Origin of the sequence: Paenimyroides ummariense (assembly GCF_900115115.1) — a bacterium.
Classification (GTDB): domain Bacteria; phylum Bacteroidota; class Bacteroidia; order Flavobacteriales; family Flavobacteriaceae; genus Flavobacterium; species Flavobacterium ummariense.
On record NZ_FOVI01000012.1, the window covers coordinates 60,458 to 84,780 of the forward strand.

General features: G+C 35.7%; 24 protein-coding genes, 3 tRNA genes and 1 pseudogene. 12 read left to right on the forward strand and 16 right to left on the reverse strand.

What is annotated here, in order from left to right:
* Positions 1 to 11 precede the first annotated feature (11 nt).
* Together BM253_RS10100 and BM253_RS10105 are read right to left on the reverse strand one after the other, a co-directional pair.
* A complete protein-coding gene (locus BM253_RS10100) occupies positions 12 to 1,130 on the reverse strand; it encodes a DEAD/DEAH box helicase (RefSeq protein ID WP_091523291.1) in 1,119 nt (372 codons plus the stop codon).
* Between the two features lie 440 nt (positions 1,131 to 1,570).
* Positions 1,571 to 1,870, reverse strand: coding sequence for a hypothetical protein (locus tag BM253_RS10105; RefSeq protein WP_143095616.1), 300 nt, complete (start codon positions 1,868 to 1,870; stop codon positions 1,571 to 1,573).
* A 433-nt stretch (positions 1,871 to 2,303) separates the two neighbouring features.
* Between BM253_RS10105 and BM253_RS10110 the strand changes: the two genes are divergently transcribed.
* The 6 genes from BM253_RS10110 (at position 2,304) to BM253_RS10130 (ending at position 6,545) form a co-directional block, all read left to right on the forward strand.
* A complete protein-coding gene (locus tag BM253_RS10110; protein ID WP_317040949.1) occupies positions 2,304 to 3,182 on the forward strand; it encodes a Y-family DNA polymerase in 879 nt (292 codons plus the stop codon).
* Entirely contained in the window at positions 3,127 to 3,558 is a 432-nt protein-coding gene (locus tag BM253_RS17615) for a DUF4113 domain-containing protein (protein WP_317040951.1), read from the forward strand. Before BM253_RS10110 ends, BM253_RS17615 begins: the two co-directional genes overlap by 56 nt.
* The gene (locus tag BM253_RS10115; RefSeq protein WP_091523298.1) at positions 3,555 to 4,010 is read left to right on the forward strand and encodes a LexA family protein; all 456 of its coding nucleotides are present in this window, start codon (positions 3,555 to 3,557) and stop codon (positions 4,008 to 4,010) included. Before BM253_RS17615 ends, BM253_RS10115 begins: the two co-directional genes overlap by 4 nt.
* Before the next feature lie 109 nt (positions 4,011 to 4,119).
* Positions 4,120 to 5,115, forward strand: coding sequence for a T9SS type A sorting domain-containing protein (locus BM253_RS10120; protein WP_091523301.1), 996 nt, complete (start codon positions 4,120 to 4,122; stop codon positions 5,113 to 5,115).
* 43 nt (positions 5,116 to 5,158) lie between these two features.
* The gene (locus tag BM253_RS10125; protein ID WP_091523305.1) at positions 5,159 to 6,223 is read left to right on the forward strand and encodes a T9SS type A sorting domain-containing protein; all 1,065 of its coding nucleotides are present in this window, start codon (positions 5,159 to 5,161) and stop codon (positions 6,221 to 6,223) included.
* Between the two features lie 97 nt (positions 6,224 to 6,320).
* Entirely contained in the window at positions 6,321 to 6,545 is a 225-nt protein-coding gene (locus BM253_RS10130; protein WP_091523308.1) for a CDGSH iron-sulfur domain-containing protein, read from the forward strand.
* A 161-nt stretch (positions 6,546 to 6,706) separates the two neighbouring features.
* Here the strand turns inward: BM253_RS10130 and BM253_RS10135 are convergent.
* The 5 genes from BM253_RS10135 to BM253_RS10155 form a co-directional block, all read right to left on the reverse strand.
* Positions 6,707 to 6,780 (reverse strand) — tRNA-Asn (locus tag BM253_RS10135).
* A 40-nt stretch (positions 6,781 to 6,820) separates the two neighbouring features.
* Positions 6,821 to 6,894 (reverse strand) — tRNA-Asn (locus BM253_RS10140).
* A gap of 60 nt (positions 6,895 to 6,954) precedes the next feature.
* A tRNA-Asn gene (locus BM253_RS10145) sits at positions 6,955 to 7,028 on the reverse strand.
* A gap of 83 nt (positions 7,029 to 7,111) precedes the next feature.
* Positions 7,112 to 8,455, reverse strand: coding sequence for an RIP metalloprotease RseP (gene rseP, locus BM253_RS10150; RefSeq protein WP_091523311.1), 1,344 nt, complete (start codon positions 8,453 to 8,455; stop codon positions 7,112 to 7,114).
* A gap of 76 nt (positions 8,456 to 8,531) precedes the next feature.
* On the reverse strand, positions 8,532 to 10,451 hold the full coding sequence (locus tag BM253_RS10155) for a M1 family metallopeptidase (protein ID WP_091523314.1): 1,920 nt from the start codon (positions 10,449 to 10,451) through the stop codon (positions 8,532 to 8,534).
* Positions 10,452 to 10,585: 134 nt separating this feature from the next.
* On the opposite strand from BM253_RS10155, the gene serS reads away from it, so the two are divergent.
* The 4 genes from serS (at position 10,586) to mgtE (ending at position 14,423) form a co-directional block, all read left to right on the forward strand.
* Positions 10,586 to 11,857 carry a serine--tRNA ligase gene (serS, locus tag BM253_RS10160; protein ID WP_091523316.1) on the forward strand — a complete coding sequence of 424 codons (1,272 nt, stop codon included), beginning with the start codon at positions 10,586 to 10,588 and terminating at the stop codon, positions 11,855 to 11,857.
* A 131-nt stretch (positions 11,858 to 11,988) separates the two neighbouring features.
* Entirely contained in the window at positions 11,989 to 12,303 is a 315-nt protein-coding gene (locus BM253_RS10165; protein ID WP_091523320.1) for a DUF4286 family protein, read from the forward strand.
* Positions 12,296 to 13,081, forward strand: coding sequence for a 16S rRNA (adenine(1518)-N(6)/adenine(1519)-N(6))-dimethyltransferase RsmA (gene rsmA, locus BM253_RS10170; protein WP_091523323.1), 786 nt, complete (start codon positions 12,296 to 12,298; stop codon positions 13,079 to 13,081). Before BM253_RS10165 ends, rsmA begins: the two co-directional genes overlap by 8 nt.
* Positions 13,071 to 14,423 carry a magnesium transporter gene (mgtE, locus tag BM253_RS10175; RefSeq protein WP_091523326.1) on the forward strand — a complete coding sequence of 451 codons (1,353 nt, stop codon included), beginning with the start codon at positions 13,071 to 13,073 and terminating at the stop codon, positions 14,421 to 14,423. The genes rsmA and mgtE overlap by 11 nt, the downstream gene beginning before the upstream one ends.
* 80 nt (positions 14,424 to 14,503) lie before the next feature.
* Here mgtE and BM253_RS10180 read toward each other — a convergent pair whose 3' ends face one another.
* From BM253_RS10180 to BM253_RS10200, 5 genes are all read right to left on the reverse strand, one after another.
* A complete protein-coding gene (locus BM253_RS10180; RefSeq protein ID WP_091523329.1) occupies positions 14,504 to 14,872 on the reverse strand; it encodes a hypothetical protein in 369 nt (122 codons plus the stop codon).
* Between the two features lie 12 nt (positions 14,873 to 14,884).
* A complete protein-coding gene (locus tag BM253_RS10185) occupies positions 14,885 to 15,229 on the reverse strand; it encodes a hypothetical protein (protein ID WP_091523333.1) in 345 nt (114 codons plus the stop codon).
* Complete coding sequence (locus BM253_RS10190) at positions 15,226 to 16,134, reverse strand: TIGR01777 family oxidoreductase (RefSeq protein WP_091523336.1); 909 nt, start codon at positions 16,132 to 16,134, stop codon at positions 15,226 to 15,228. The genes BM253_RS10185 and BM253_RS10190 overlap by 4 nt, the downstream gene beginning before the upstream one ends.
* 11 nt (positions 16,135 to 16,145) lie before the next feature.
* Entirely contained in the window at positions 16,146 to 16,499 is a 354-nt protein-coding gene (locus BM253_RS10195; RefSeq protein WP_091523340.1) for a hypothetical protein, read from the reverse strand.
* 63 nt (positions 16,500 to 16,562) lie between these two features.
* Positions 16,563 to 17,066 (reverse strand): GbsR/MarR family transcriptional regulator, encoded by a 504-nt coding sequence (locus BM253_RS10200; protein ID WP_091523345.1) that lies wholly within the window; start codon positions 17,064 to 17,066, stop codon positions 16,563 to 16,565.
* Positions 17,067 to 17,194: 128 nt separating this feature from the next.
* Between BM253_RS10200 and BM253_RS10205 the strand changes: the two are divergent.
* A pseudogene (locus BM253_RS10205) lies at positions 17,195 to 18,127 on the forward strand (2-hydroxyacid dehydrogenase); the annotation flags it as partial.
* A 24-nt stretch (positions 18,128 to 18,151) separates the two neighbouring features.
* Complete coding sequence (locus BM253_RS17500) at positions 18,152 to 18,574, forward strand: TM2 domain-containing protein (protein WP_245758486.1); 423 nt, start codon at positions 18,152 to 18,154, stop codon at positions 18,572 to 18,574.
* A 32-nt stretch (positions 18,575 to 18,606) separates the two neighbouring features.
* Here BM253_RS17500 and BM253_RS10210 read toward each other — a convergent pair whose 3' ends face one another.
* The 4 genes from BM253_RS10210 to rimP form a co-directional block, all read right to left on the reverse strand.
* A complete protein-coding gene (locus tag BM253_RS10210; RefSeq protein ID WP_091523351.1) occupies positions 18,607 to 19,281 on the reverse strand; it encodes a zinc metallopeptidase in 675 nt (224 codons plus the stop codon).
* A 141-nt stretch (positions 19,282 to 19,422) separates the two neighbouring features.
* The gene (gene infB / locus BM253_RS10215; RefSeq protein ID WP_091523355.1) at positions 19,423 to 22,410 is read right to left on the reverse strand and encodes a translation initiation factor IF-2; all 2,988 of its coding nucleotides are present in this window, start codon (positions 22,408 to 22,410) and stop codon (positions 19,423 to 19,425) included.
* 51 nt (positions 22,411 to 22,461) lie between these two features.
* On the reverse strand, positions 22,462 to 23,706 hold the full coding sequence (gene nusA, locus BM253_RS10220; RefSeq protein WP_091523358.1) for a transcription termination factor NusA: 1,245 nt from the start codon (positions 23,704 to 23,706) through the stop codon (positions 22,462 to 22,464).
* 18 nt (positions 23,707 to 23,724) lie between these two features.
* Positions 23,725 to 24,192 (reverse strand): ribosome assembly cofactor RimP, encoded by a 468-nt coding sequence (gene rimP, locus BM253_RS10225; RefSeq protein ID WP_091523362.1) that lies wholly within the window; start codon positions 24,190 to 24,192, stop codon positions 23,725 to 23,727.
* Positions 24,193 to 24,323: the final 131 nt, after the last annotated feature.

Genomic DNA, 24,323 nt, shown 5'->3' on the forward strand with positions numbered 1-24,323 from the left:
TTATTTTTTAATTAGATATTTTGCGAAGCTACAGGCATTGTAAAGCCTATAAGTTTCTGAATGTTTTTTAAATCTTTTTTCTCGTCTGTATCGCAGAACGAAATTGCAACACCTTCGTAACCTGCGCGCCCGGTTCTACCAATTCTGTGCACATAAGTTTCGGGCACATTGGGCAATTCGTAATTAATTACGTGTGGTAATTCGTCAATATCAATGCCTCTTGCAGCAATATCCGTAGCAATTAACACGCGGATTTTAGAACTTTTAAAATCTTCCAATGCTTTTTGTCGGGCATTTTGCGATTTATTTCCATGTATTGCCGCTGCATGAATACCCGATTTTATCAGCTTTTTAGCCAATTTATCTGCTCCGTGTTTTGTTCGTGCAAAAATCAGTGAACGATTTATGGTTTGATCGTCTAAAATGTTTATCAGCAAATTTAGTTTCTCTGCCTTTTCAACAAAATAAACCGACTGTTTTACGGTTTGTGCGGTTGATGAAACCGGTGTTACGTTTATTTCTTTTGGTTTGTTTAAGATTGATTGGGCAAACTTGCGGATTTCTTGGGGCATTGTTGCCGAAAAGAACAGGGTTTGTCTTTTTGCCGGAACTTTTGTAAGAATCTTTTTTACATCGTTCACAAATCCCATATCCAACATACGGTCGGCTTCATCAAGCACCAATATTTCAATCTGCGATAATTTAATACAACCTTGCGCAATCAAATCTAAAAGTCTACCCGGAGTTGCAATTAAAATATCAGCCCCTTTATTTAAAGCAGCTACTTGTTTTCCTTGCGGTACTCCACCAAAAATTGCCAAATGCTTTAGTTGAAGAAACGTTCCGTAGGTTTCAAAATTTTCGCTGATCTGTATTGCCAGTTCTCTTGTGGGTGTTAATATTAAGGTACGGATACCCTTTTTTTCCGCCTGATTTTGATTTAACAATTGCAATACAGGTATAGCAAATGACGCTGTTTTACCCGTTCCTGTTTGCGCACAACCAATAACGTCGTTGCCGTTTAAAATATGAGGAATTGTTTGGTATTGAATATCGGTAGCCTTAGTGTAACCGGCTTGTTCTACAGCCTTCATGATAGGCGGTATAATATTTAAATCTTTAAAATTCATGTTTTTTACCGGAATACCGGCATCTTTAATCTCTTAATATTAAGTATCAAGATGCTTTTCAAGATACATTCAACAACAAATCATCCGTTGTTAAAACGCTACTTTAAAGCTGTTACTAATTCTTTTTTGCTTTATTTACAATCCATTATAATAATGAGGTAATTTAGTTCAGTCAATTAATATTATTTGTTTAGATCTTTCTAAAAACAGAATATTTTTTGATATCAATCGATAAAAATCAAGATGATTAAATGCTGATCTGCCAACTAAATGTTCTTAAAATTAAAATGTGGCAACTGAAAAAAGCAAAACTGAGAGAGAAAAAATGGATGTTTTAGACTGTTTCAGAAGAGGCAAATACAAAAGCCTGTTAAATAATTCGTTACAAAGATACGAAAAAGTTTTGATAAATTGGTTTTTTAAGAAAAGTACTTGATTTACTAGAAAAGAATACAACCATCTAACTTGGTTTGTGTTGATTCTGCAAGGTAGTAATAATCAACTTTAACTCTAAATTCATTTAATTCGGATCCTTTTTTAAGAACCCCATTACTATCGAAGAAATTATCCACACCCGCTTTGTTGATAAATTCAATAAATATATTGGTATCTAAATTGAACTTTATCTGCTGTAATTTATTAAAAAAAACTTCACAATTAATACCTACCTCTTTCAATCGTAAAATGGTATCTGAACCATTATTTACTTTTGTAACCTGCAACATATAATCTAACTTCATGGTATTGTTATTTTTGTGAAGGTACAACATAAATACCAATAAAAGCCTATTTAAAAATAAAAGCGGGTTTTTACACCCGCCTGAATTACGATAACCGCACTCATTTTTTAAGTCAACACCTAATTTATTAACAAGAAAATCTCTATATATTATAAAGATTACGGTTCATTCTCGGCAATATATCTAGCAAAATTTATGCCAATTAATGAGTTTTATTGATAGAGATTAATTATCAAAAAAATTACACCAAAACCAAATTTATTAATCTACATTAAGTTTTTTAAAGCAAAGAGTTTCTACATTTGTGACTTCATAAGTGTTTTTTTTGGTTAATAAAAGAGGTTGCTGGTTTTTACCGCAACCTCTTTTTTTTTTAAATTAAAACGACACATTTTTAACTTTATTGCGTTTTATAAATTGATAATTTTGTAAAATGTATGCTTTAGTTGATTGTAATAATTTTTATGTAAGTTGCGAACGAATTTTTAAGCCCAACTTACGCCACCAGCCCATTGTTGTTTTAAGTAATAACGACGGCTGTGTTATTTCGCGATCTAACGAAGCTAAAAAACTCGGTATTCCTATGGCTGCGGCTGCGTTTGAATACAAAAGCAAGTTTAAGGAATTAGGTATTCACGTGTTTTCATCAAATTATGCACTATATGGAGATATGAGCAACAGAGTATATCGTATCCTTCAAAATTACACGCCCGAAGTTGAAGTATATTCTATTGATGAATGTTTTCTGCATTTCAATAATTTTTCCAATCATGCACTTGATGAATGTTGTAGAAAATTACGTGGGGAAATTCTACAAAAAACACTTCTTCCTACCTGTATCGGCATCGCTCCAACCAAGGCGTTGGCAAAAGCGGCCAATCATATCGCAAAGAAATTCCCGCAGTTAGAAGGTGTTCATTTGATCGATACCGATGAAAAACGGCTAAAAGCACTGCAATGGTTGAATATTGAAGATGTTTGGGGAATTGGCAGACGCATGTCTAAAAAACTAAAAAGCAAAGGTGTTCACAAAGCCATTCAGTTTACAGAACTTCCCGATGAATATGTAAGAAGGCAGTTTTCGGTAGTAGGACTTCGATTGAAAAAAGAATTAGAAGGAATTTCGGTTTTAGAAATGGAAGAATTGCAATCGAAAAAACATATTGCCACCACCCGATCTTTTGATACCACTTATACCGATAAGGAATATCTTACAGAACGCAATTACCACTTTTGCCGTAACCTGTGCTGCCAAACTGCGCAAACAAAAGGCAACCTGCCAGTTGGTAACTATTTTTGTTTATACCAATAGGTTTAACGAGCAACAGGAACAATATTCAAGGTCAATCAATGTGAGTATTCCCTACCCGACCAATTCTGATATTGAAATCGCCAAGTATGCCAAAAAAGGATTGGATATCATTTTTAAAGCGGGTTTCCATTACAAAAAAGCCGGCGTAATTGTGGGTGGAATTGCTCCGGAAAACGAAAAGCAGTTTAATTTGTTCGAAGAAGAACCTTTTAAACACCGCGAAATAATGGATACCATGGATAAACTGAATTCCAAATACGGAACACAGAAATTAAAATTGGGGTCGCAGGCATTAGACAAAACTTGGCAAATGCGTCAGGATCATTTAAGTCCGAATTACACCACCAAATGGAATGATATTTTAGAAGTACAATGATACAGTTTATAAAATTTGGCAGCGAATTAGAATATTTACCCATTAATACCAATGGCAAAAAATATTATGTGCAATTACGTGAAGGTGTGAATGCCGGATTTCCATCACCTGCAGAAGATTTTTTGAACGACCGTATAAGTTTAGACGAGCTGTATCTTTCTAAAATTGAATCAACTTTTGTAAACCGCGTAAAAGGCTTATCGATGTATCCTGATTATCTGGAAAATGACATTTTAATTTTACGATCAGATTACGAACCTCAGCACGGCGATGATGTAGTGGTATCAATCAATTCATCGGAATACACCTTAAAACGCTACGATAAAATAAATTCTAAATTAGTCGCATTAAACCCAGAATACACTAATTCTGTAATAATCAATGAAGATGACGAAGTAGTTATTTTAGGTGTGGTTGATGCTTTGGTTAGAAATATTAAAAAAAGGAGGTAACTTTCTACATAATTTTAATAGTTACACATCATTATTTCCAGATTACAATTTAAAAGACTGTTATTTAATTAAAAAAATTCACTATCTTTAATGATTAATCAAAGAAATTATGAAAAAAACTACTTTTTTAGCCATTATAGCACTTTTGCTTTTTAACAGTGTAAATGCACAGGTATTGTACGATGAAGATTTTGACAATTTTCAACTAGGTAATTTAAGTACTGACCTTACGGGTGCTGCACCTGGACAAGGAGGTTGGTATGTAACATCGCAAACAAATAATATAAAAGCAGAAATTATAAACGAAGCTGGACGAGGCAAAGTTATAGGCTTTGGATGGTCTAATAGTCAGCCTAGTTTTATCTCTGTAAAAATATCTCTAAAAGATATATCTTCTCTTTGGAATAGTCGACTACCCTCTAATAATATTTTTAAGATGGAATACGAGTTATATATTAAAAAAAATGATCTTCAATCTGCAGATTTTTTGTTTGGAGTAAGCACATTTGATATGTCGGGCAAATACTTGAGTCAAACTTACAGCAAAATAATAAATAAAATTTTAGTACTGGGAGGTAGCGGTTTACTTAATGGATTTAATGTTCCATACAATTATACTTGGGTAAAGGTTGAAGTATTTCATGATTATAATACATTCCAAACTTATTATCATATACCGGCTCTAAAGTTTTTATTAACGCAAAGCATGTTAAATAAAACGTTACCAGAATCAACAATAGATACTATTACGATGGGGCTTTCACTTCATAATTTTACTTATTCAAACTCCCTGGTTAAGATTGACAATTTAAAACTATCAGCCATTTCAACACTGCCAAATTTTTTAAATACAAATAGTTATATTTCTAGAAAATTCAATCTGTATCCCAACCCTGCAACAAACATTGTAAACATTACCAATAGTGAGAACATTGTTGTTAAACAAGTTGAAATTTATGATTTAGCAGGTAAATTAATCAACACCCAAAACTTTAATAACGAAGCAGAGATACAACTAAATATTGAAACATTAACAAGCGGAACTTACTTGCTGCATTTACATACAAATGAGGGTATGGCAGTTAAGAAATTAATTAAAAAATAAGACTAACCATTTTATTATAATAAATAATTAAACCAAAGAAATTATGAAAAAAACTACTTTTTTAGCTTTTACAGCACTTTTACTTTTTAATAGTATAAATGCACAAGTATTATTAAATGATAATTTTGATAATTACACATTAGGTAATTTAGGAACCGATCCTAACGGCATTATACCAGGACAAGGTGGGTGGTTAACATCGACCAATAACACTGCAATACCCAACAATAATTCTACTACTATTACAAACGAACCTTTTAGAGGCAAAGCACTTACATTAACCAATACAAAAGATAAATATATAAGTGTAAAAAAAGAGTTGAATTCACTGATAGACCAACATACAAACGGAAATAATGTGATTAAATTTGAAATTGATTATTATACTGGATCACAGTACTACACAGCTTCTGCACCTAACACTACCCCCCATACTTTCATAACTTTTACAACCAATCATAAAAGTTTATTTACACTAGCTCACCACGTAAGATCTCAAGAAGCTTATATTTATGCACTTTACCCAGAAAGTGATTCAAAACATAATGAGATTAAATTAGGCAATGGCACTTTAGGAGATCAGTTACCAGTTAACACATGGGTTACTTTTATAGTTTATTTAGATTATAACAATAAAAAGATATATTTTGAAACACCTTACTTCAATAAAGTTACTGTTGGCGATTTTTTAAGCAAAAGTACATCAACCAACTTAATAGATGATTTCAAACCTACTTCTGTTCATTTAAGCTCTACCGCAAACATAATTAACGCCTCGCAAATGGATCATAAATACGATAATATTAAAATAACGAGACTAAAAACAGTTCCTACAAATATTATCGCTTTAAGTATTAACGAACAGTTAGCACAAAGTTTTAATTTATACCCCAACCCAGCAACAAATGTGATTAACATAACTAACAGCGAAAACATCTCTGTAAAACAAGTTGAAATTTATGATATAACTGGCAAGTTAATCAACTCACAAAACTTTAATAACGAAACAGAAATACAGCTAAATATTGAAAACCTAACAAGTGGAACTTACTTATTGCATTTGCATACGAATGAAGGTGTAGCTGTAAAAAAAATGATTAAAAAGTAATCAATCTATTAAAAGGAACGTTTCTAAATTAAATGAGGTAAGAAAAAATCACCAACATTATTGCTAGTTTTGTGGTAAACTAATAACACATACAACTATGTCAACAACAAAACTTACCATTAATGACAACGGATCGGTAAAAATTGAAGGAGATTTCGAAATTGTAGATAAAAACGGAAACGCTTACGGATTGCAAGGTAGAACGGTACTATCTATCTGTCGATGCGGTTTGTCTAAAAACAAGCCTTTTTGCGACGGCGCACACAAAGGACATTTTGAACACAATGCCGTTGCATTTGACCTTCCGCCTAAAAAAGTATAAATAAACAAAAGCCTTACATTTCTGTAAGGTTTTTATTTTACTACCGTCTTTGTAGACTAACCTAAAGCCCTATAATTTTTAAGCAGTATGCTCGAACCTAAAAAGAAGCATATGCTACAAACAAAAAAGCCTTACATTTCTGTAAGGCTTTATGAATTTTGCTCCCCCTCTTGGGCTCGAACCAAGGACCCTCTGATTAACAGTCAGATGCTCTAACCAACTGAGCTAAGGAGGAAACTTAAAATATTAAAATTGTTCACTGCTTTCGCAATTTGCTCCCCCTCTTGGGCTCGAACCAAGGACCCTCTGATTAACAGTCAGATGCTCTAACCAACTGAGCTAAGGAGGAAACTTAAATTTTAAGTTTTCTATTTTGCAATAAAATTAAGGTGTTGCTTTGGCAACTTTGCTCCCCCTCTTGGGCTCGAACCAAGGACCCTCTGATTAACAGTCAGATGCTCTAACCAACTGAGCTAAGGAGGAAGGTGTGTTACCTTTATTGCGATGCAAATATAGAACGATTTTTCCTTTTTGCAAACACCTTTTTTAAAAAATCGTTATTTTTTTTACTTGCCTGTTAAGGCTTTGAATATATCGTTTCCGTTGGCGAACAACAATAAAGCAATAAGTATAACAAAACCAACTGTTTGTGCATATTCTAAGAACTTATCGCTCGGTTTTCTGCCCGAAATCATTTCGTATAATAAAAACAATACGTGACCACCGTCTAACGCAGGTATCGGCAATAAATTCATTACCCCTAACATAATCGATAAAAATGCGGTGATGCTCCAAAACATTTCCCAACTCCAAGTATTCGGAAAAACATCAAATATCGCTTTAAATCCGCCTACGCCTTTGTAAGCTCCCGTATCAGGATTTACAATCATTTTTAATTGTTTCCCGTATCCCACTAACTGATCAACACCTGTTTGTAAACCAATTGGTATCGACTCTATAAAGCTATGATGATTGGTGGTTAAAGCAAACAAACCTAATTTTTCGGCATCTTTGTTCGATATCATGGCAGGTGCCACACCAATTTTTCCGTTTTTATCAACTTTTAATGTTACGTTCTGCGCAACATCGTCTCTTTTAATTACAGCTGGTAACGTTTGATTAGCAAAAGGTTTTAAAAAGCCTTCCATTTGATCGTAATAAGTAATAGTAGTTCCGTTTATCGATACTATAAAATCACGTTCTTTTAACATCTCTTTGTTAAGCGAAGCATCATCGAATCCGGCTACAATAAAAGGCATACGCGGTACAATTAGTTTGCCGCCTTTGTCTTCTATAATTCCTTGTACAAAATCAACAGGCAGTTTAATTTCTTGCTCCACACCGTTGCGGTTCACCACCAATTCTTTAGCGGTTAGCATTTTTGCCTGTGCTTTATCAAAACGTACTAATTTTTCGCCATCAATAGATACAATTTTATCTCCCGATTGCATTCCTGCTTTTTTTAAATCATCAGATAGTACCCAAACACCGTCTTTTAAACTTTCATTTGCTACGAATCGATCACCATAATACCACGTCATGCCTATGTAAATAACAAACGCCAGTATAAAGTTTACGGTTACACCACCCAACATAATAATTAAACGCTGCCATGCCGGTTTTGAACGGAATTCCCACGGTTGCGGTTCTTGCTTCAATTGGTCGGTATCCATGCTTTCATCGATCATTCCGGCAATTTTCACATAACCGCCCAATGGCAACCAACCGATTCCGTAAACGGTTTCGCCGATCTTCTTTTTGAATAATGAGAATTTTATATCGAAGAAAAGGTAGAACTTTTCTACTCGGGTTTTAAATAATTTTGCCGGGATAAAGTGCCCCAACTCGTGCAATACAATTAATAAAGATAAACTTAATAAAAACTGCGATAACTTAACTAATACGTCCATTAATTACAATACTTTCATTTTGTGTTGCACAAATGTACTATTTTAAGGTTACTATTTGGCAAACAACAGGTTCATTTTAATTTTTTATAATTTTTTTATGATAGGTTTTCTCAGCTGTTTTAATTTCCAGCACGTACATACCACTTGCCAATTGTTCTGACGGGTACGGATTGCTGATATTTTGCGCTACCAGTTTTCCGCTTACGTTGTAAAGATTCATGGCATCGACTTTGATTTTTTGAGGAATTTCTACCTGAAAAGTTGTTTCTGTCGGGTTTGGAAACACTTTTAATTCTTCTGCCACAGGGTTTGAAACTTCTTTAAAAGTTACCTGATTGTCTTTACTAACAATATCGTTAAAAGGATTTATTTCGATACCGCTTACCGTTCCCACATTGGTATCAACAACAAACTGCTGATTGTTCTGTGTGTGCTGCAAAACTACATTTTCTGTTTGTCCGTTCTCACCTGTCAAGCGTAAAGTAACAGGCATTTCAAAAAACGATACACCTGCATGAGATGAAGTTTGAGACAATGTGATTTTTGTCTGTTTTGCCGACACAACTTCTGCATTTACCTGATACGAAGGATATCCTTCGCCATAAATCCAATCGTTAAAAAATTCGGTAAGATCTTTGCCTGATGCGGCTTCCAAATGTTGTTTTACTTGAGTAGTAACGGCATAATTATAAGCAATTGCCGGATCGTTCAAGAAATTGCGCATTCCTTGGTAAAAATCCTCATCGCCTAAAACATAGCGCAACATGTGCACCACCATAGAACCTTTATTGTAGGTTAATCGGCTGCTGAAAATTCGGTTAGAATCCAACGCTTGGGCATCGGTTAAATATACATTTCCTGCCGGTGCCGATGTAATACTGTTGATTTTTCCACCTTTCCAATTCACAAATTGATTTTGTCCATCTAAATGTTCCACAACCAAACCTGCCATGTATTCAGCAAAACCTTCGTTAATCCAGATATCTTTCCAGCTTCCGCAGGTAACCTTGTTTCCAAACCAATGATGAGCCAATTCGTGAGCGATCAATCCGCGGGAAAATCCACCCATAAAAGAAACGGTGGTATGTTCCATTCCTCCACCCCAGCCAAATTCGGCATGACCGTATTTTTCGGTATGAAAAGGATACGTTCCAAACAATTCTTCAAAAACATCCATTATTGGCAGCGTTACCCCCAACTGACTTACGCTTGAATTATAATTTTCGGGATACAGATAATTAACCACCGGAAACGTATTCGGTGTTGTGCCCGCCGTTTGATTATAAATTTGATAATCGGTAACTGCAATGGCTACTAAATACGCCGGAATTGGGAAATTGTGTTTAAAATGTGTCGTTTTTGTACCGTCGGGATTCGTAACCTGTGACTGTTCTACTCCGTTAGCAACCGAAACCATTGCCGTTGGTGCAGTAAGGTAAATATCAATAGCATCAACCTTATCGTTTAATGATTGTTTACAAGGCCACCAGTCTTTTGCTCCGAAAGGCTCAGACAATGTCCAAATTATTGGAGTGTTGTTATGGTAACTCTGTGTAAAAGCTTCATTATCGTTTGGCGGTGTACCTGCATAGGTTATCTTTACTTCGCCCTGCGTACCAGATGCTACTGCTTGCGGAAGTTGTATTACCAATTCGTTATTTGCCTGCGTAAACGTAGCCGACTGTGAACCTTGTGTTACCGCGCTAACGGTAAGTTCATGGCTTAAATCGAAAACAATGGTTTGCAAATTCTGGTTAGGAATAAACTGCGTGGTAACCGTACCGCTTATATAATATTGAGATGGATCTACATTCAGTTCCAGTTTCTGATGTTTTACATCGTAGTTAAACGTGTTAGGATTCTGTTTAAATGCCAAACGTTTTTCTGCCGCCTGTTTTTCATACAAACGGTATTCGTCTTGTGTATTAGCCGAGATCTGTGCCACCGAAGACAACGTGAACAAACCGCAAGCCAGAACAAAAAATGCTCTTTTCATAAAGATACTAATTTGCGTAAAAATACTATTATTTCTTTGAAGTTCAACCACATTGAAACCAAAGAATTATTAACGTAATAGTTACTTATTCACAAAGAATTTATGTAAATTTGCCGTTTAACAATTATTTATTTATGTTACAGATAGCTTACATTAGAGAAAATCAGGAACAAGTGGTAAAAGCCCTTGCAAAAAGAAATCTTGATGCTACTGAAATGATTCAAAAAGTTATAGACTTGGATGAACAACGCAGAGCAACACAGGTTGAATTAGACAACATCTTGGCAGAATCGAACAAGCTATCCAAAGAAATTGGTGATTTAATGCGTAACGGCGAAAAATCTAAAGCCGAAATCTTAAAAGAAAAAACAGCTAAGCTTAAAGATAAAACCGCCGATTTAAAAGAGCGTTTAAATACTTTTACAGACGAGCTTACCAACCAATTGTACCAGATACCAAATACACCTGCAGCTATTGTTCCGGAAGGAAAAACTCCTGAAGATAACCTAACGGTTTTTGAACAAGGCGAAATTCCTGTTTTGGCAGAAGGATCTTTACCTCATTGGGAACTGGCAAAAAAATACGATATCATTGATTTTGAATTAGGTGCAAAAATTACAGGTGCAGGTTTCCCAGTTTATAAAGGTAAAGGTGCCAAATTGCAACGTGCCCTAATCAGTTATTTTTTAGATAAAAACACCAATGCAGGTTACAACGAAGTTCAGGTACCACATTTAATTAACGAAGCATCTGGTTACGGTACGGGACAACTTCCTGATAAAGAAGGACAGATGTATCATGCCGTTGCAGACGATTTGTATTTGATACCAACTGCCGAAGTTCCTGTTACAAACCTTTATCGCGATGTTATTTTAAACGAAAGCGAACTACCAATTTGCAACACCGCTTACACGCCTTGTTTCCGCAGAGAAGCAGGATCATACGGCGCACATGTTCGCGGTTTAAACCGTTTACACCAGTTTGATAAGGTGGAGATTGTACGTATTGAACATCCTGAAAAATCGTACGAGGCTTTAGACGGAATGGTAGAACACGTAAAAGAAATTTTGAACGAACTAAAACTACCATACCGCATTTTGCGTTTATGTGGTGGCGATATGGGCTTTACATCTGCATTAACGTATGATTTCGAAGTATTTTCAACAGCACAAGATCGTTGGTTGGAAATTTCATCGGTTTCTTGTTTTGAAACATTTCAGGCAAACCGCTTAAAATTGCGCTTTAAAGGTAAAGACGGAAAAACGCAGTTGGCGCATACCTTAAACGGCTCATCATTAGCTTTACCCCGCGTACTGGCAGGTATTTTAGAAAATTACCAAACACCCGAAGGTATCGTGATACCCGATGTGTTAAAACCTTACTGCGGATTCGATATCATTAATTAATTTTAAATAGAAATAACAACTTTAATGTCATTTCGAATGTAGCAGAGCGAAAAGAAAATCTTTAAGATTTCAGAACAATCACTTTGCTTCACTTGAAATGACATTGGTTTTTAAATAAATCACAACAAACTATGATTATTTACAATGTTACCATAAATATAGACGAGTCTGTTCACGAACAATGGCTTAACTGGATGCAGACCAAACACATTAAAGACATGCTGAATACCGGTTGTTTTAAATCGGCACGTTTGGTAAAGGTTTTGGTTGATGAAGATATGGGCGGCGTTACCTATTCGGTGCAGTATTTTGCGGAAAATCAGGCAGCTTTAGAAGATTACAAAGAAAATCACGCACCATTATTACGCAGCGAAGGTTTGGAATTATTTGCAGATAAAATGCTTACGTTTCGTACCGATCTTGAAATCATAAGCGAGCATGAGTAATCAAGACAAAGTAAAGGCAAAAAAGCATTTGGGTCAGCACTTTTTAAACGATGAAAGTGTAGCAAAGAATATTGCCGATACACTTACCCTGAACGGTTATGATAAGGTGTTGGAAATTGGTCCGGGCATGGGCGTGCTAACAAAGTATATTTTAGAAAAACCGGTAGAAACTTTTGTGGTTGAAATTGATACCGAATCGGTTGCCTATCTGGAAAAACACTACCCAAAGTTGCACAACCACATTATTGGCGAAGATTTTTTAAAATACAATTTAAAGAAGATTTTTAATGAAGAGCCGTTTGCCATTATAGGAAACTTTCCGTACAACATTTCAACGCAGATTGTTTTCAGGGTTTTAGAAATGCGCGATCAGATACCGGAATTCTCGGGAATGTTTCAGAAAGAAGTTGCCGAACGCATTTGTGAGAAAAAAGGCAGTAAAACCTACGGAATATTGTCGGTTTTAGCACAGGCTTTTTATGATACCGAATATCTGTTTACTGTATCAGAACACGTTTTTACACCGCCGCCAAAAGTAAAATCGGGTGTAATGCGTATGATCCGCAAAGAAAATTACACTCTGCCGTGCAGCGAAAAGCTGTTTTTTACCGTAGTAAAATCGGCATTTAACCAGCGTAGAAAAACAATGCGCAACAGTTTAAAAAGTTTTATATCAGAAGAAATTAAAGACGATGCGGTTTTTAACCTTCGTCCCGAACAATTAAGTGTAGAAGAATTTATCGCACTCACTCAAAAAATAGAAGCGTATGGAATTTAAAATCAGTAAAGAATTTATCCAAGAGATCGAAGGCTTAATTGCCGAAAAAAACGAACGCGAAATACTCCGCAGGCTCGAGGATATTCACTTTGCTGATATTGCAGAACTGATGAACGAATTAGACGGCGAAGATGCAGGTTATCTTTTCCGCATCATTGAATCAGAGATCAGTTCTGAAATTCTATTGGAATTAGACGAAGAAGTTCGTGAAAAAATCTTAAACAACCTTTCTGCTAAAGAAATTGCCGAAGAGTTAGACGAAATGGATACCGATGATGCGGTGGATATTATCGCCGAACTGTCGGAAGAAATGAAAGACGAGGTAATCTCTGAATTAGAAGATTTTGAGCACGCCAAAGACATTGTGGAACTTTTGCGTTACGACGAAGATACTGCCGGCGGTTTAATGGCAAAAGAATACATTCAGGTAAACGAAAACTGGAATGTATTAACGTGTATTCAGGAAATTCGCAAACAGGCAGAAAACGTATCGCGTGTACATTCTATTTATGTGGTTGATGATGAAGACCGCTTAAAAGGTCGATTGTCGTTAAAAGATCTTATTACCTCATCTACCACCACACAAGTCAAAGAAATCTACATACCAAAGGTTGATTTTGTAAAGGTTGATACCGAAGATACCGAAGTTGCCCGCATTATGCAGAAGTACGATTTAGAGGCAATTCCCGTTGTTGATGAAACCGGACGTTTGGTTGGTAGAATTACCATTGACGATATCGTTGACGTTATTAAAGATGAAGCCGATCGTGATTACCAAATGGCTGCGGGTATCTCTTTAGACGTTGAAGCCGATGACAGCATCTGGGAACTTACAAAAGCACGTTTGCCTTGGCTTCTTTTGGCATTAATCGGGAGTTTTATTGCCGTAAATATTTCCGAAGGTTTTAGCGATGCCATGGACAAATACCAAACATTATTCTTTTTTACACCTTTGGTTGCCGCAATGGCTGGAAATGTTGGGGTACAATCATCGGCAATCGTAGTACAAGGTTTGGCAAACAACAGTTTGTCGGGCTCACTTTGGAAACGTTTGGGTAAAGAAATGTTGCTGGCACTTTTAAACAGTACCGTTTTAGCGGTTTTACTTTTATTGGCAACGCATTTTATCATGGGAACATCTTACGAAATATCGTCAACCATTGTATTGGCGTTGGTTACCGTAATGATTCTTGCCAGCTTAATTGGAACTTTTATTCCGATAATGCTTGATAAAAACGGTATAGATCCCGCTATTGCAACCGGTCCGTTCATTACCACGAGTAACGATATTTTTGGTATTTTGATCTACTTTACCATTGCTAAAATGATTTTAGGGTTTTAGCTTACAATAAAACCTCACAGGTTTTAAAAACCTGTGAGGTTTAGAATCAAAAATTATATTTACGAATTGTTTTTTGTTTATTATTGAACAACTTGTGCCTGACTTGCTTTACGTTTCCCTCTAAAAAAGAAATACAGGTTTATAAAAAGCATCAATCCTAAATAAATAGAAAATGCCCCGATTTTGTAACTCAATTTTTCAATCAACAGTTGATAACTATCGTTATACAGATTCATCTGTAAAATCATTAATGCAAATCCTATATTCAGCAGATAAAATCCTGTTTCAAACAATTTATTGGTAGCAAAGGCAATTTCTTCCCTTCCTTTAAAAATATCCAACATATAAACTTTACTGTTTTTAAAAAGCGTTTTAGATACATAGTAGGTTAAAAACAACGCTATTGGCAGATATACTGCGTAACCGATTAAAATTTTGGTAGTTTCCATAATTTACAGTTTTTAAATTAATTTTTTGATATAGTTTGTAAGTAATAAAATATTCAGGTAATGCATAAGTGCGATAATCAGGACAATAAGAGAAGTTTTTAGACTGATGATTTCAACCAGTTGAGTAAAACTCCCTATTTTTTCCCACGAAATAATGGTCATGGTGCAATAACCAATGTTCAGCAAATAATAGCCTATTAACAGCAAATGATTGATCTTTTTACACAAGTCTTCATGGTTTGGAATTAATTGCGATACAAATACATTTCCGTTCTGATAACATATCCGTCCGACTTTCACGATGATTAAAAAAGTGATCGCGAAATACAAGAAATAGGCAACAATGTTATAGTTCATGATAAAAGATTTTTAAATGCTTTTTCCAGATCATGATATTCAAACGTAAAGCCGTTTTCGGTTAAGCGTTTAGGAATTACGTTTCTACTTTTTAAGACCAGTTCCGATTCGGTTTGAATGATTTTCGCTCCGATCTTCAACATAGTTTTCGAGATAGGAATTCCAAAAGGAATACGGACAGCCTGTCTAAGCTTCCTCATAAAATCAACATTTCGTTCCGGTTTAGACGAAACAACATTAATGTTTCCTGTCAGTTTTTTATCGATTATAAAATCTATTGCCTTGGCAAAATCTAATTCATGAATCCAACTAACAAATTGTTTTCCGTTTCCGACCTTCCCTCCCAATCCTAATTGAGTCAATCTTTTTAAAGGGATAAATGCGCCGCCGTTTTTACCTAAAACAATTGAAGTTCTAACAGCCGTTTTTAGCGCTTTATCGGTTTCAACATCGTAAAAAGCCTTTTCCCAAGACTTGGCAACATTCATAGAAAAATCATCTCCAATTTCACCTGAATATTCATTCATCTGTTTGTCTTCTGAATGTCGGTAAATTGTCGCTGTAGATGAGTTGATAAAATGTTTTGGAGGATTTTTACATTTTAAAACCGCCTCGTTCAAAACTCGGGTACTATCAATACGCGAAGCAAGTATCGCAGCTTTATTTTCTGGAGTATATCTGCAATCAACCGATTTTCCTGCCAAATTTATCAGCACATCGGCGTTTTCCAATACACTTTCCCAACCCGTAAGCGAGTTCGCGTTCCAATGAACATATTGTATATTATTTTTCCGTTCTGATTTTCCACGCGTAAGCACTATAAGTTCTTGATATGATTCTTTGAAAAAATCTATTAAGACGGTTCCTAAAAAACCGGTTCCTGCTGCAATAACCATTTTTTTCATATCAAAAGTTTTTATTGTGATAGTTCATTATTTGGATGACTATAAATTAGTATAGATAAATACACTGCCAAACAAGGTGGTATGATGTAAAAAATGTATATAAAACCATCATTATTAGAATCAGAAAAGACAACCATAAGCCCTACTAAGAAGTATAAAACAACTGCTATTATATATGATTTATAGTGGATATTCTTTGGAAATCGTATCATAAGAAAGAGTCCTAATATCACTTGTACAAAACCAGTAAACATGGTTGAAAGTAATGCAAAAATTGAGAATCCACCTTGAACTACAAGATCTATCAAAAAAAGTGCAAACGGAGTTCCAATCGCTATGGTATTTATTATTTTTATCGCTTTCATAATTTATATTATTTTAAAATTTCAGAAATATTTGAAAGTTTTATTTAAAAAATTTGATTGATCTTACTTCATTATTTTAACCACCAGCTTTGCCAGCCAATTGTCTTTATATTCGGTTACCTTGTCCAACACGTTATCAGCCTTCAATACAAAATCGTATAATTTGCCGGTTTGCTCCACAAAGTGCTTTTCTTCTTCTGATTTATTCGTTTTAATGGTAGAAACTTCTTTCAATACCTTTAAAGCCGGTTTAATTTCACGTTTGCTACGCTCTTTCGCAATTTTGACTGCCAATTCGTCTAAATCTTTCTCTGCAATAAAAAACTCTTTTCGTTCACCCGGTTTGTGTTCTTTGTAAACAATTCCCCAATCCATTAAAGCTCTTAAATTCATAGAAGCATTTCCGCGTGAAATCTGTAATTCTTCCATAATTTCTTCCATAGAAACTGCTTCGGTAGAAATCATTAACAACGCATGAATCTGTGCCATGGTTTTATTAATGCCCCATTGCGAACCTAAAGCTCCCCACGATTGTACAAATTTATTTTTTGCTTCTTTGAATTCCATAGATCAAATATAAAACAAAGTTTTTAAACTTTCAAAAAAAAATGAAAGTTTATTTAAAAATATTTTAAATCGATCTAATGAAAATTTTTATCTAATTTAGTTTGATAAAATAAAGGATTGAATACTTAATGAAAATATTACACCTTGATAAAAATCATCCGTTGCTAATTGAACAGTTAACAGTTGCGGGATTTGAAAACGATGAAAACTACTACGCTCCAAAAGACGCCATTGAACAAATAATCCATCAGTATGACGGTATTGTTTTACGCAGCCGGTTTAAGATTGATCGTGCTTTTTTAGATGCCGCTACAAACCTAAAATTCATAGGTAGAGTTGGTGCCGGTTTGGAAAATATCGATTGCGAATATGCCGAACAAAAAGGCATTAAACTGATTGCTGCTCCCGAAGGAAATAAAACCGCCGTTGCCGAGCATGCTTTGGGAATGCTTTTAAATCTTATGAATAAATTATCGTATGCGGACAAGGAAGTTCGCAGCGGCATTTGGAAGCGCGAAGAAAACCGAGGCATTGAGATTGAAGGAAAAACCATCGGAATTATTGGTTATGGCAATATGGGAAAAGCGTTTGCACAACGTTTGAAAGGCTTTAACTGCAAGGTAATTTGTTACGATATTAAACCACACATGGGCGATGCAAACGCACAACAAGTTTCGTTAGATTATTTGCAACTGCACAGCGACATTGTGAGTTTACACACGCCTGAAACTCCCGAAACGCATCATTATGTAAACAAGAATTTGATCAATGGTTTTGCAAAATCGTTTTGGTTGATCAATACCGCACGTGGTAAATCGGTTTGTACAGATGATTTGGTAGATGCTTTAAAATCGGGCAAAATTAAAGGTGCCGGTTTGGATGTATTGGAATACGAAAAATCATCGTTCGAAAATATGTTTTCTGACAATGAACTTCCCGATGCCTTTAGATACCTGATTACTGCCGAAAACGTTCTGCTATCACCACACATTGCCGGCTGGACCATTGAAAGTAAAGAAAAACTGGCACAGGTTATTGTTGATAAAATTATTGCTATATTTAACAAAAATAATAACCTAATTGTAATGGAAAATCAAAATTCAGAAGAAAGAAAAGAAGAACAATGGCATACAGGTCGTACGCAATCTAATTTTAATCAACAGCAAAATCAGTATAACGACCAGCAAAACTATTATCAGCAACAAAATCAGTACCAGCAATCGCCTCCTTACTTACAAGAGGCGAATAGCAAGAAAATATTAGCCGGAATTTTAGCTATTATTTTAGGACATTTAGGTATTCACAAGTTTGTTTTAGGATACAATACCGAAGGTATTATTCTACTTGTGTTAGGATTAGTTGGATATGTTACAGCGTGTTTTCTCATTGGATATTTTATTTTGGCTGCAACTACGATCATTGGTTTGGTTGAAGGAATTATCTACCTGACCAAATCTGATATTGATTTTTACAATACGTATATCAGAAACAGAAAACCTTGGTTTTAATAAACAGAAAAGCGAGCAAATGCTCGCTTTTTTTATTCTCTTCTTCCCATATAAATCATTAAATAGTACAACAGTGTTCCTATTGATGATAAAGCTGCTACAACATACGTGCGAGCTGCCCATTTTAATGAATCTGACGCTCCGGCATACTCTTCTCTTGTAACCATGTTTTTGGTTTCCAACCATTTTAATGCGCGGTTACTTGCATCGTACTCTACCGGTAAGGTAACAATTGAAAACACCGTAGTTAATGCAAACAATACAATCCCGATAAGTAATAACTGCGGAAAAGTGTTTAGCAATAAAATACCACCAATTAATGTGATCGAAATAAAGCGTGATGCAATGTTAACAACAGGCACCAATTTAGAACGCATAGTTAACCAACTGTAAGCGGTTGCATGCTGTACGGCGTGACCAACTTCATGTGCAGCTACCGCGGCAGCGGCCGCATTACGCTGATTGTACACTGCTTCACTTAAATTCACCGTTTTATCTGCCGGGTTGTAATGATCGGTTAATCTACCCGGAGTAGAAATTACTTTTACATCGTAAATTCCGTGGTCGTGCAGCATTTTAGTTGCAATTTCTGCACCGCTCATTCCGTTTCTTAAATGAATTTTTGAATACTTTTCGAATTTATTTTTTAGCTGCCAACCCACTAACCAGCTGGCAAGCATAATGATTCCCATTAATAATAATCCCATAATTCTATTTTTTAATGTATGCGTATTGTTTTATATTAAGACTCAATCAAACTTTAAGCCAAACAATTACATCGCTTCAAAATCTGTCAAAATGACAAAAGGAGCCTTCCGACTCCTTTTTATCTATCAATATAAACTGTATTATTTCAAAGTTTTCTTAACCTCAACTTCTTGGAATCCTTCAATAATATCGTATTCCTTAATATCGTTGTAGTTTTTAATCTGGATACCACAATCGTATCCTTTAGAAACCTCTTTTACATCATCTTTAAAACGTTTTAACGCATCAAGAACACCTGTGTAAATTACAACGCCTTCACGAATTAAGCGGATTTTAGAGTTACGGAAGATTTTACCATCGGTAACCATACATCCTGCAATTGTTCCCACTTTAGATATTTTGAATGTTTGACGAATTTCTGCTGTTCCGGTGATTTCTTCTTTCAATTCCGGTGACAACATTCCTTCCATTGCATCTTTAATATCATCGATTGCGTCGTAAATGATCGAGTATGTTTTGATATCGATTTCTTCTTTATCTGCAATTGTTTTGGCATTACCCATTGGACGTACGTTGAAACCGATAATGATCGCATCAGAAGCCGAAGCTAACAATACATCAGATTCGGTAATTGCACCTACCCCTTTGTGGATAATGTTGATTTGAATTTCGTCTGTTGATAATTTAGAGAACGAGTCTGATAACGCTTCTACCGATCCATCTACGTCTCCTTTTAAAATGATATTTAACTCTTTAAATTCCCCTAAAGCAATACGGCGACCAATTTCTGCCAATGTGATGTGACGTTGCGCACGTACCGATTGCTCACGGATTAACTGTGTACGTTTAGCTGCGATTGCTTTTGCTTCACGCTCGTCTTCGAATACATTGAACTTGTCACCTGCTGTTGGCGCGCCGTCTAATCCTAAGATTGAAATAGGACGAGAAGGACCTGCTTCTTTAACAGCTTTTCCGCGTTCATCGTGCATTGCTTTAATTTTACCATGGTTTTTACCTGCTAACAAGTAATCGCCAATTTTCAATGTTCCGCTTTGAACCAAGATTGTTGATACATATCCGCGACCTTTATCCAAGAACGCTTCTACAACAGTACCTACCGCCGGTTTGTTAGGGTTTGCTTTCAACTCTAACATCTCTGCTTCTAACAATACTTTTTCTAACAATTCCGGTACACCTTGACCAAATTTTGCCGAAATATCTTGTGACTGATACGTTCCACCCCATTCTTCAACAAGGAAGTTCATAGCTGCCAGTTTCTCTTTAATTTTTTCAGGATTTGCCGTTGGCTTATCTACCTTATTAATTGCGAAAATAATTGGTACTCCCGCTGCTTGCGCGTGCGAAATTGCCTCTTTTGTTTGTGGCATAATGTCGTCATCGGCAGCAACTACGATAATTGCAATATCGGTAACCTGAGCTCCACGTGCACGCATTGCGGTAAACGCCTCGTGACCCGGTGTATCTAAAAACGTAATTTTCTGACCACTTTCTAAAGTTACTCCGTAAGCACCAATGTGCTGCGTGATTCCACCCGATTCACCTGCAATTACGTTTGCTTTACGAACATAATCTAATAACGATGTTTTACCGTGATCTACGTGACCCATTACCGTTACAATTGGCGCGCGAGGTTGTAAATCTTCCGGTGCATCAACTTCTTCTACCATCGATTCTTCGATATCGGCAGTTGTAAATTGTACTTCGTAACCAAATTCGTCTGCAACAATTGTTAATGTTTCAGCATCTAAACGCTGGTTCATGGTTACCATGATACCTAACGACATACATGTTCCGATTACTTGCGTAATTGGCACGTTCATCATAGTAGCAACCTCACCAACTGTTACGAATTCGGTAACTTTTAATATTTTTAAATCATCGTCTGCACGTGCTTCTTCTTCTTTTTTACGGTGAAGTTCACGTTTGTCTTTACGATATTTTGCAGCTTTTGATTTGTTTTGTTTTCCTTGTAAACGCTCTAACGTTTCTTTGATTTGGTTTTTTACTTCCTCATCTGTAGGCTCAACTTTTACAACCGGTTGGTTTCTGTTTCCAAAATTTTTGTTACCACCTGCATTGTTGCGGTTGTTAGGGAATTTAGAATTTCCGCCTTGACCACCACGGTTTCCACCTTGCTGACCCGGACGGTTTTGACCACCTTGACCTGGCGTACCTGGTTTATTGGCGTTATTACCTTGTTGCCCTGCTGCACCCGGTGTACCTGGTTTTTCTATACGCTTGCGTTTGTTTTTGTTGTTCGCCGCGTTATTTGCACCACCCGGTTTTGCACCGTCTTTTTTAGGATCTTCTTTTTTCTTTTTAGGTTTGTTGAATTGAGATAAATCAATTTTTTGACCTGTAAAAGTAGTTCCAGAAAGTTTTTGGTACTGCGTTTTTATGATTTCAGATTCTTGACCTTCTTCTGTAGAAGTTCCTTCAGCTTTTGCTTCGGTTGATTCAGCAGCCTTTTGAACCGGTTTTTCTGTTTCTGCCGGCTTTTCAGCCGGTGCTTCTTTAGCTACGCGCTGTTCCGGTTTTTCAACCTGTGGTTTTTCTTCTGTTTTTTCTACTTTTTCAGCCTTAGCCGGTTCTGTATTTTTGTTTGATACATTAACAGGATCTTTTGTATCGTCTGAAGAATTTTTAGAATCGGCAGCCGGTGCTTTTTTAGAATTTGCATCTAAATCAATCTTACCAACTGTTTTTATAGAAGACACTTTAGCCGCTTTAGCTTTTATAACTTCTTGCTCGCGTTTTGCTTCTTCTTCTTTTTTGCGTTGCTCTTCCTCTTCTTTCTTACGTTTTTCCTCTTCTCTTTTACGCTTGTCTTCTTCTTCTTTTTTGCGTTTTTCTTCCTGCTCACGTTCTAAACGTAATTCTTCTTTTTCTTTCTTTTTTTCTTCGCTCACTTCTTTCGAAGCTTCTTTCTTCCCTTTATCCGCCGAAAACTGTTTATTTAACGCAGCATATTCTGCGTCGGAAATTTTTGCGTTCGGAGAGGCTTCAATTTCAAACCCCTTGGTCTTCAAAAATTCCACGGCTCTATCGAGAGAAATATTTAATTCTCTTAAAACTTTGTTTATTCTTATTATTCTATTTTCAGACATACGATCCTTTTAGTATATTTTTGTGCGTTGTGTTGTTGTTGTAGTGTTTAATTAGTCTTCAAATTCAGCATTTAAAATGTTTAAAACATCTTCTACCGTTTCTTCTTCTAAATCTGTTCTTCGAACCAATTCGCTTACACTGTGTTTTAATACGCTTTTTGCAGTATCTAAACCAATTTTTACAAATTCATCGATTACCCACGCATCGATTTCATCTGAGAACTCGCGCAACTCAACGTCGTCTTCTTCTAAAACCTGTGTTCCTTCTCTTATCACGTCTATTTCGTAACCAGTTAGCAAGCTTGCCAATTTAATGTTTTGACCACCTTTACCAATTGCTTTTGAAACTTCGCTGATATCTAACAAAACATTTGCACGCTTTGTTGTTTCGTTTATTGATATATTGTTTATTCTCGCTGGGCTTAATGCACGTTGAATGTATAATTCTGCATTGTTTGTGTAGCTGATCACGTCGATGTTTTCATTTCCTAATTCGCGAACAATTCCGTGTATACGAGATCCTTTTACACCTACACATGCACCAACTGCATCGATATTTTCGTTGTAACTATCAACAGCTACTTTTGCTTTTTCGCCAGGAATGCGCACTACTTTGTGAATGGTAATGATGCCGTCTGCGATTTCCGGAATTTCTTGTTCGAATAATTTCTCTAAGAACAATTCCGATGTTCTGCTCATGATGATTTGCGGCTTGTTACCTTTCAATTCAACACTTTCGATAATTCCTTTAACCGTTTCGCCTTTTTTGAAATAATCTGATGGGATTTGTTTCTCTTTAGGTAAAATGATTTCTTTATTGTTTTCATCGATCAATATAACCGCTTTCGGGCGCACGTGGCTAACTTCGGCAGCATACACTTCGTTCACCATATCTTTAAACTGCTTGTAAAGATTGGTACTGTCGTGCTCTTGAATTTTTGTGATTAGGTTTTGACGTAATGCCAATATTGCACGACGACCCAATTGGAACAATTTAACTTCTTCAGAAACTTCTTCGCCTACTTCAAAATCTGGTTCAATTTTTTGTGCTTCTTTTAATGATATTTCAGAATTTTCGTCTTCTACCTCACCATCGGCAACAACAATTCTGTTTCTCCAGATCTCCATATCTCCTTTATCAGGATTAATGATGATGTCGAAATTATCGTCTGACCCAAATCTTTTTTTCAATGCATTTCTAAAAACATCTTCTAAAATTGCCATAAGGGTAACTCTGTCAATATGTTTAAAATCTTTAAATTCAGAGAACGAATCAATTAATGCAATATTATCCATGAAATTATCTGTATTTTTTTAAAATGATATAACTACAACTGCTTTTTTGATGCTAATGTACGGAATTTCAGCGTTTTTAACAACGGTTTCTTTGCCTTTGCCTATTTTTTTAGGCTCGCGTGCTTTCCATTCTAATTTTATAGCTTCTTCGTTGGCATCAATCAACTTGGCTTCTATTTTATTGTCGTCATCGGTTGTAACTTCAATAGTTCTACCAATGTTTTTTCTATACTGGCGTGGAAATTTTAAAGGTGCTGTTGCCCCTGCCGAAGCTACTTCTAACGAAAAATCTTGCTCTTCACGATCTAAATTATGTTCAATACTGCGACTTACATCGATACAATCCTGCAAATTCACACCGTTATCGCCATCAATAACCACAGAAATTTTATAATCGGCCGAAATAGAAAAATCTATCAAAAAAAGTTCCGGATGTTCTGCCAAACCTTCTTCTAATAAATCTTTAACTTTACTTTTAAAATCCATCTTTTGTATAAAAAGAGGGGACAATTATGTCCCCTCATTATTTAGTTTAACAATAAATAACTTTGCAAATATACAAATTTTATTTAAGTAATTGATTTTTTTGGTTATTTATGAATATTATAAGTATATTT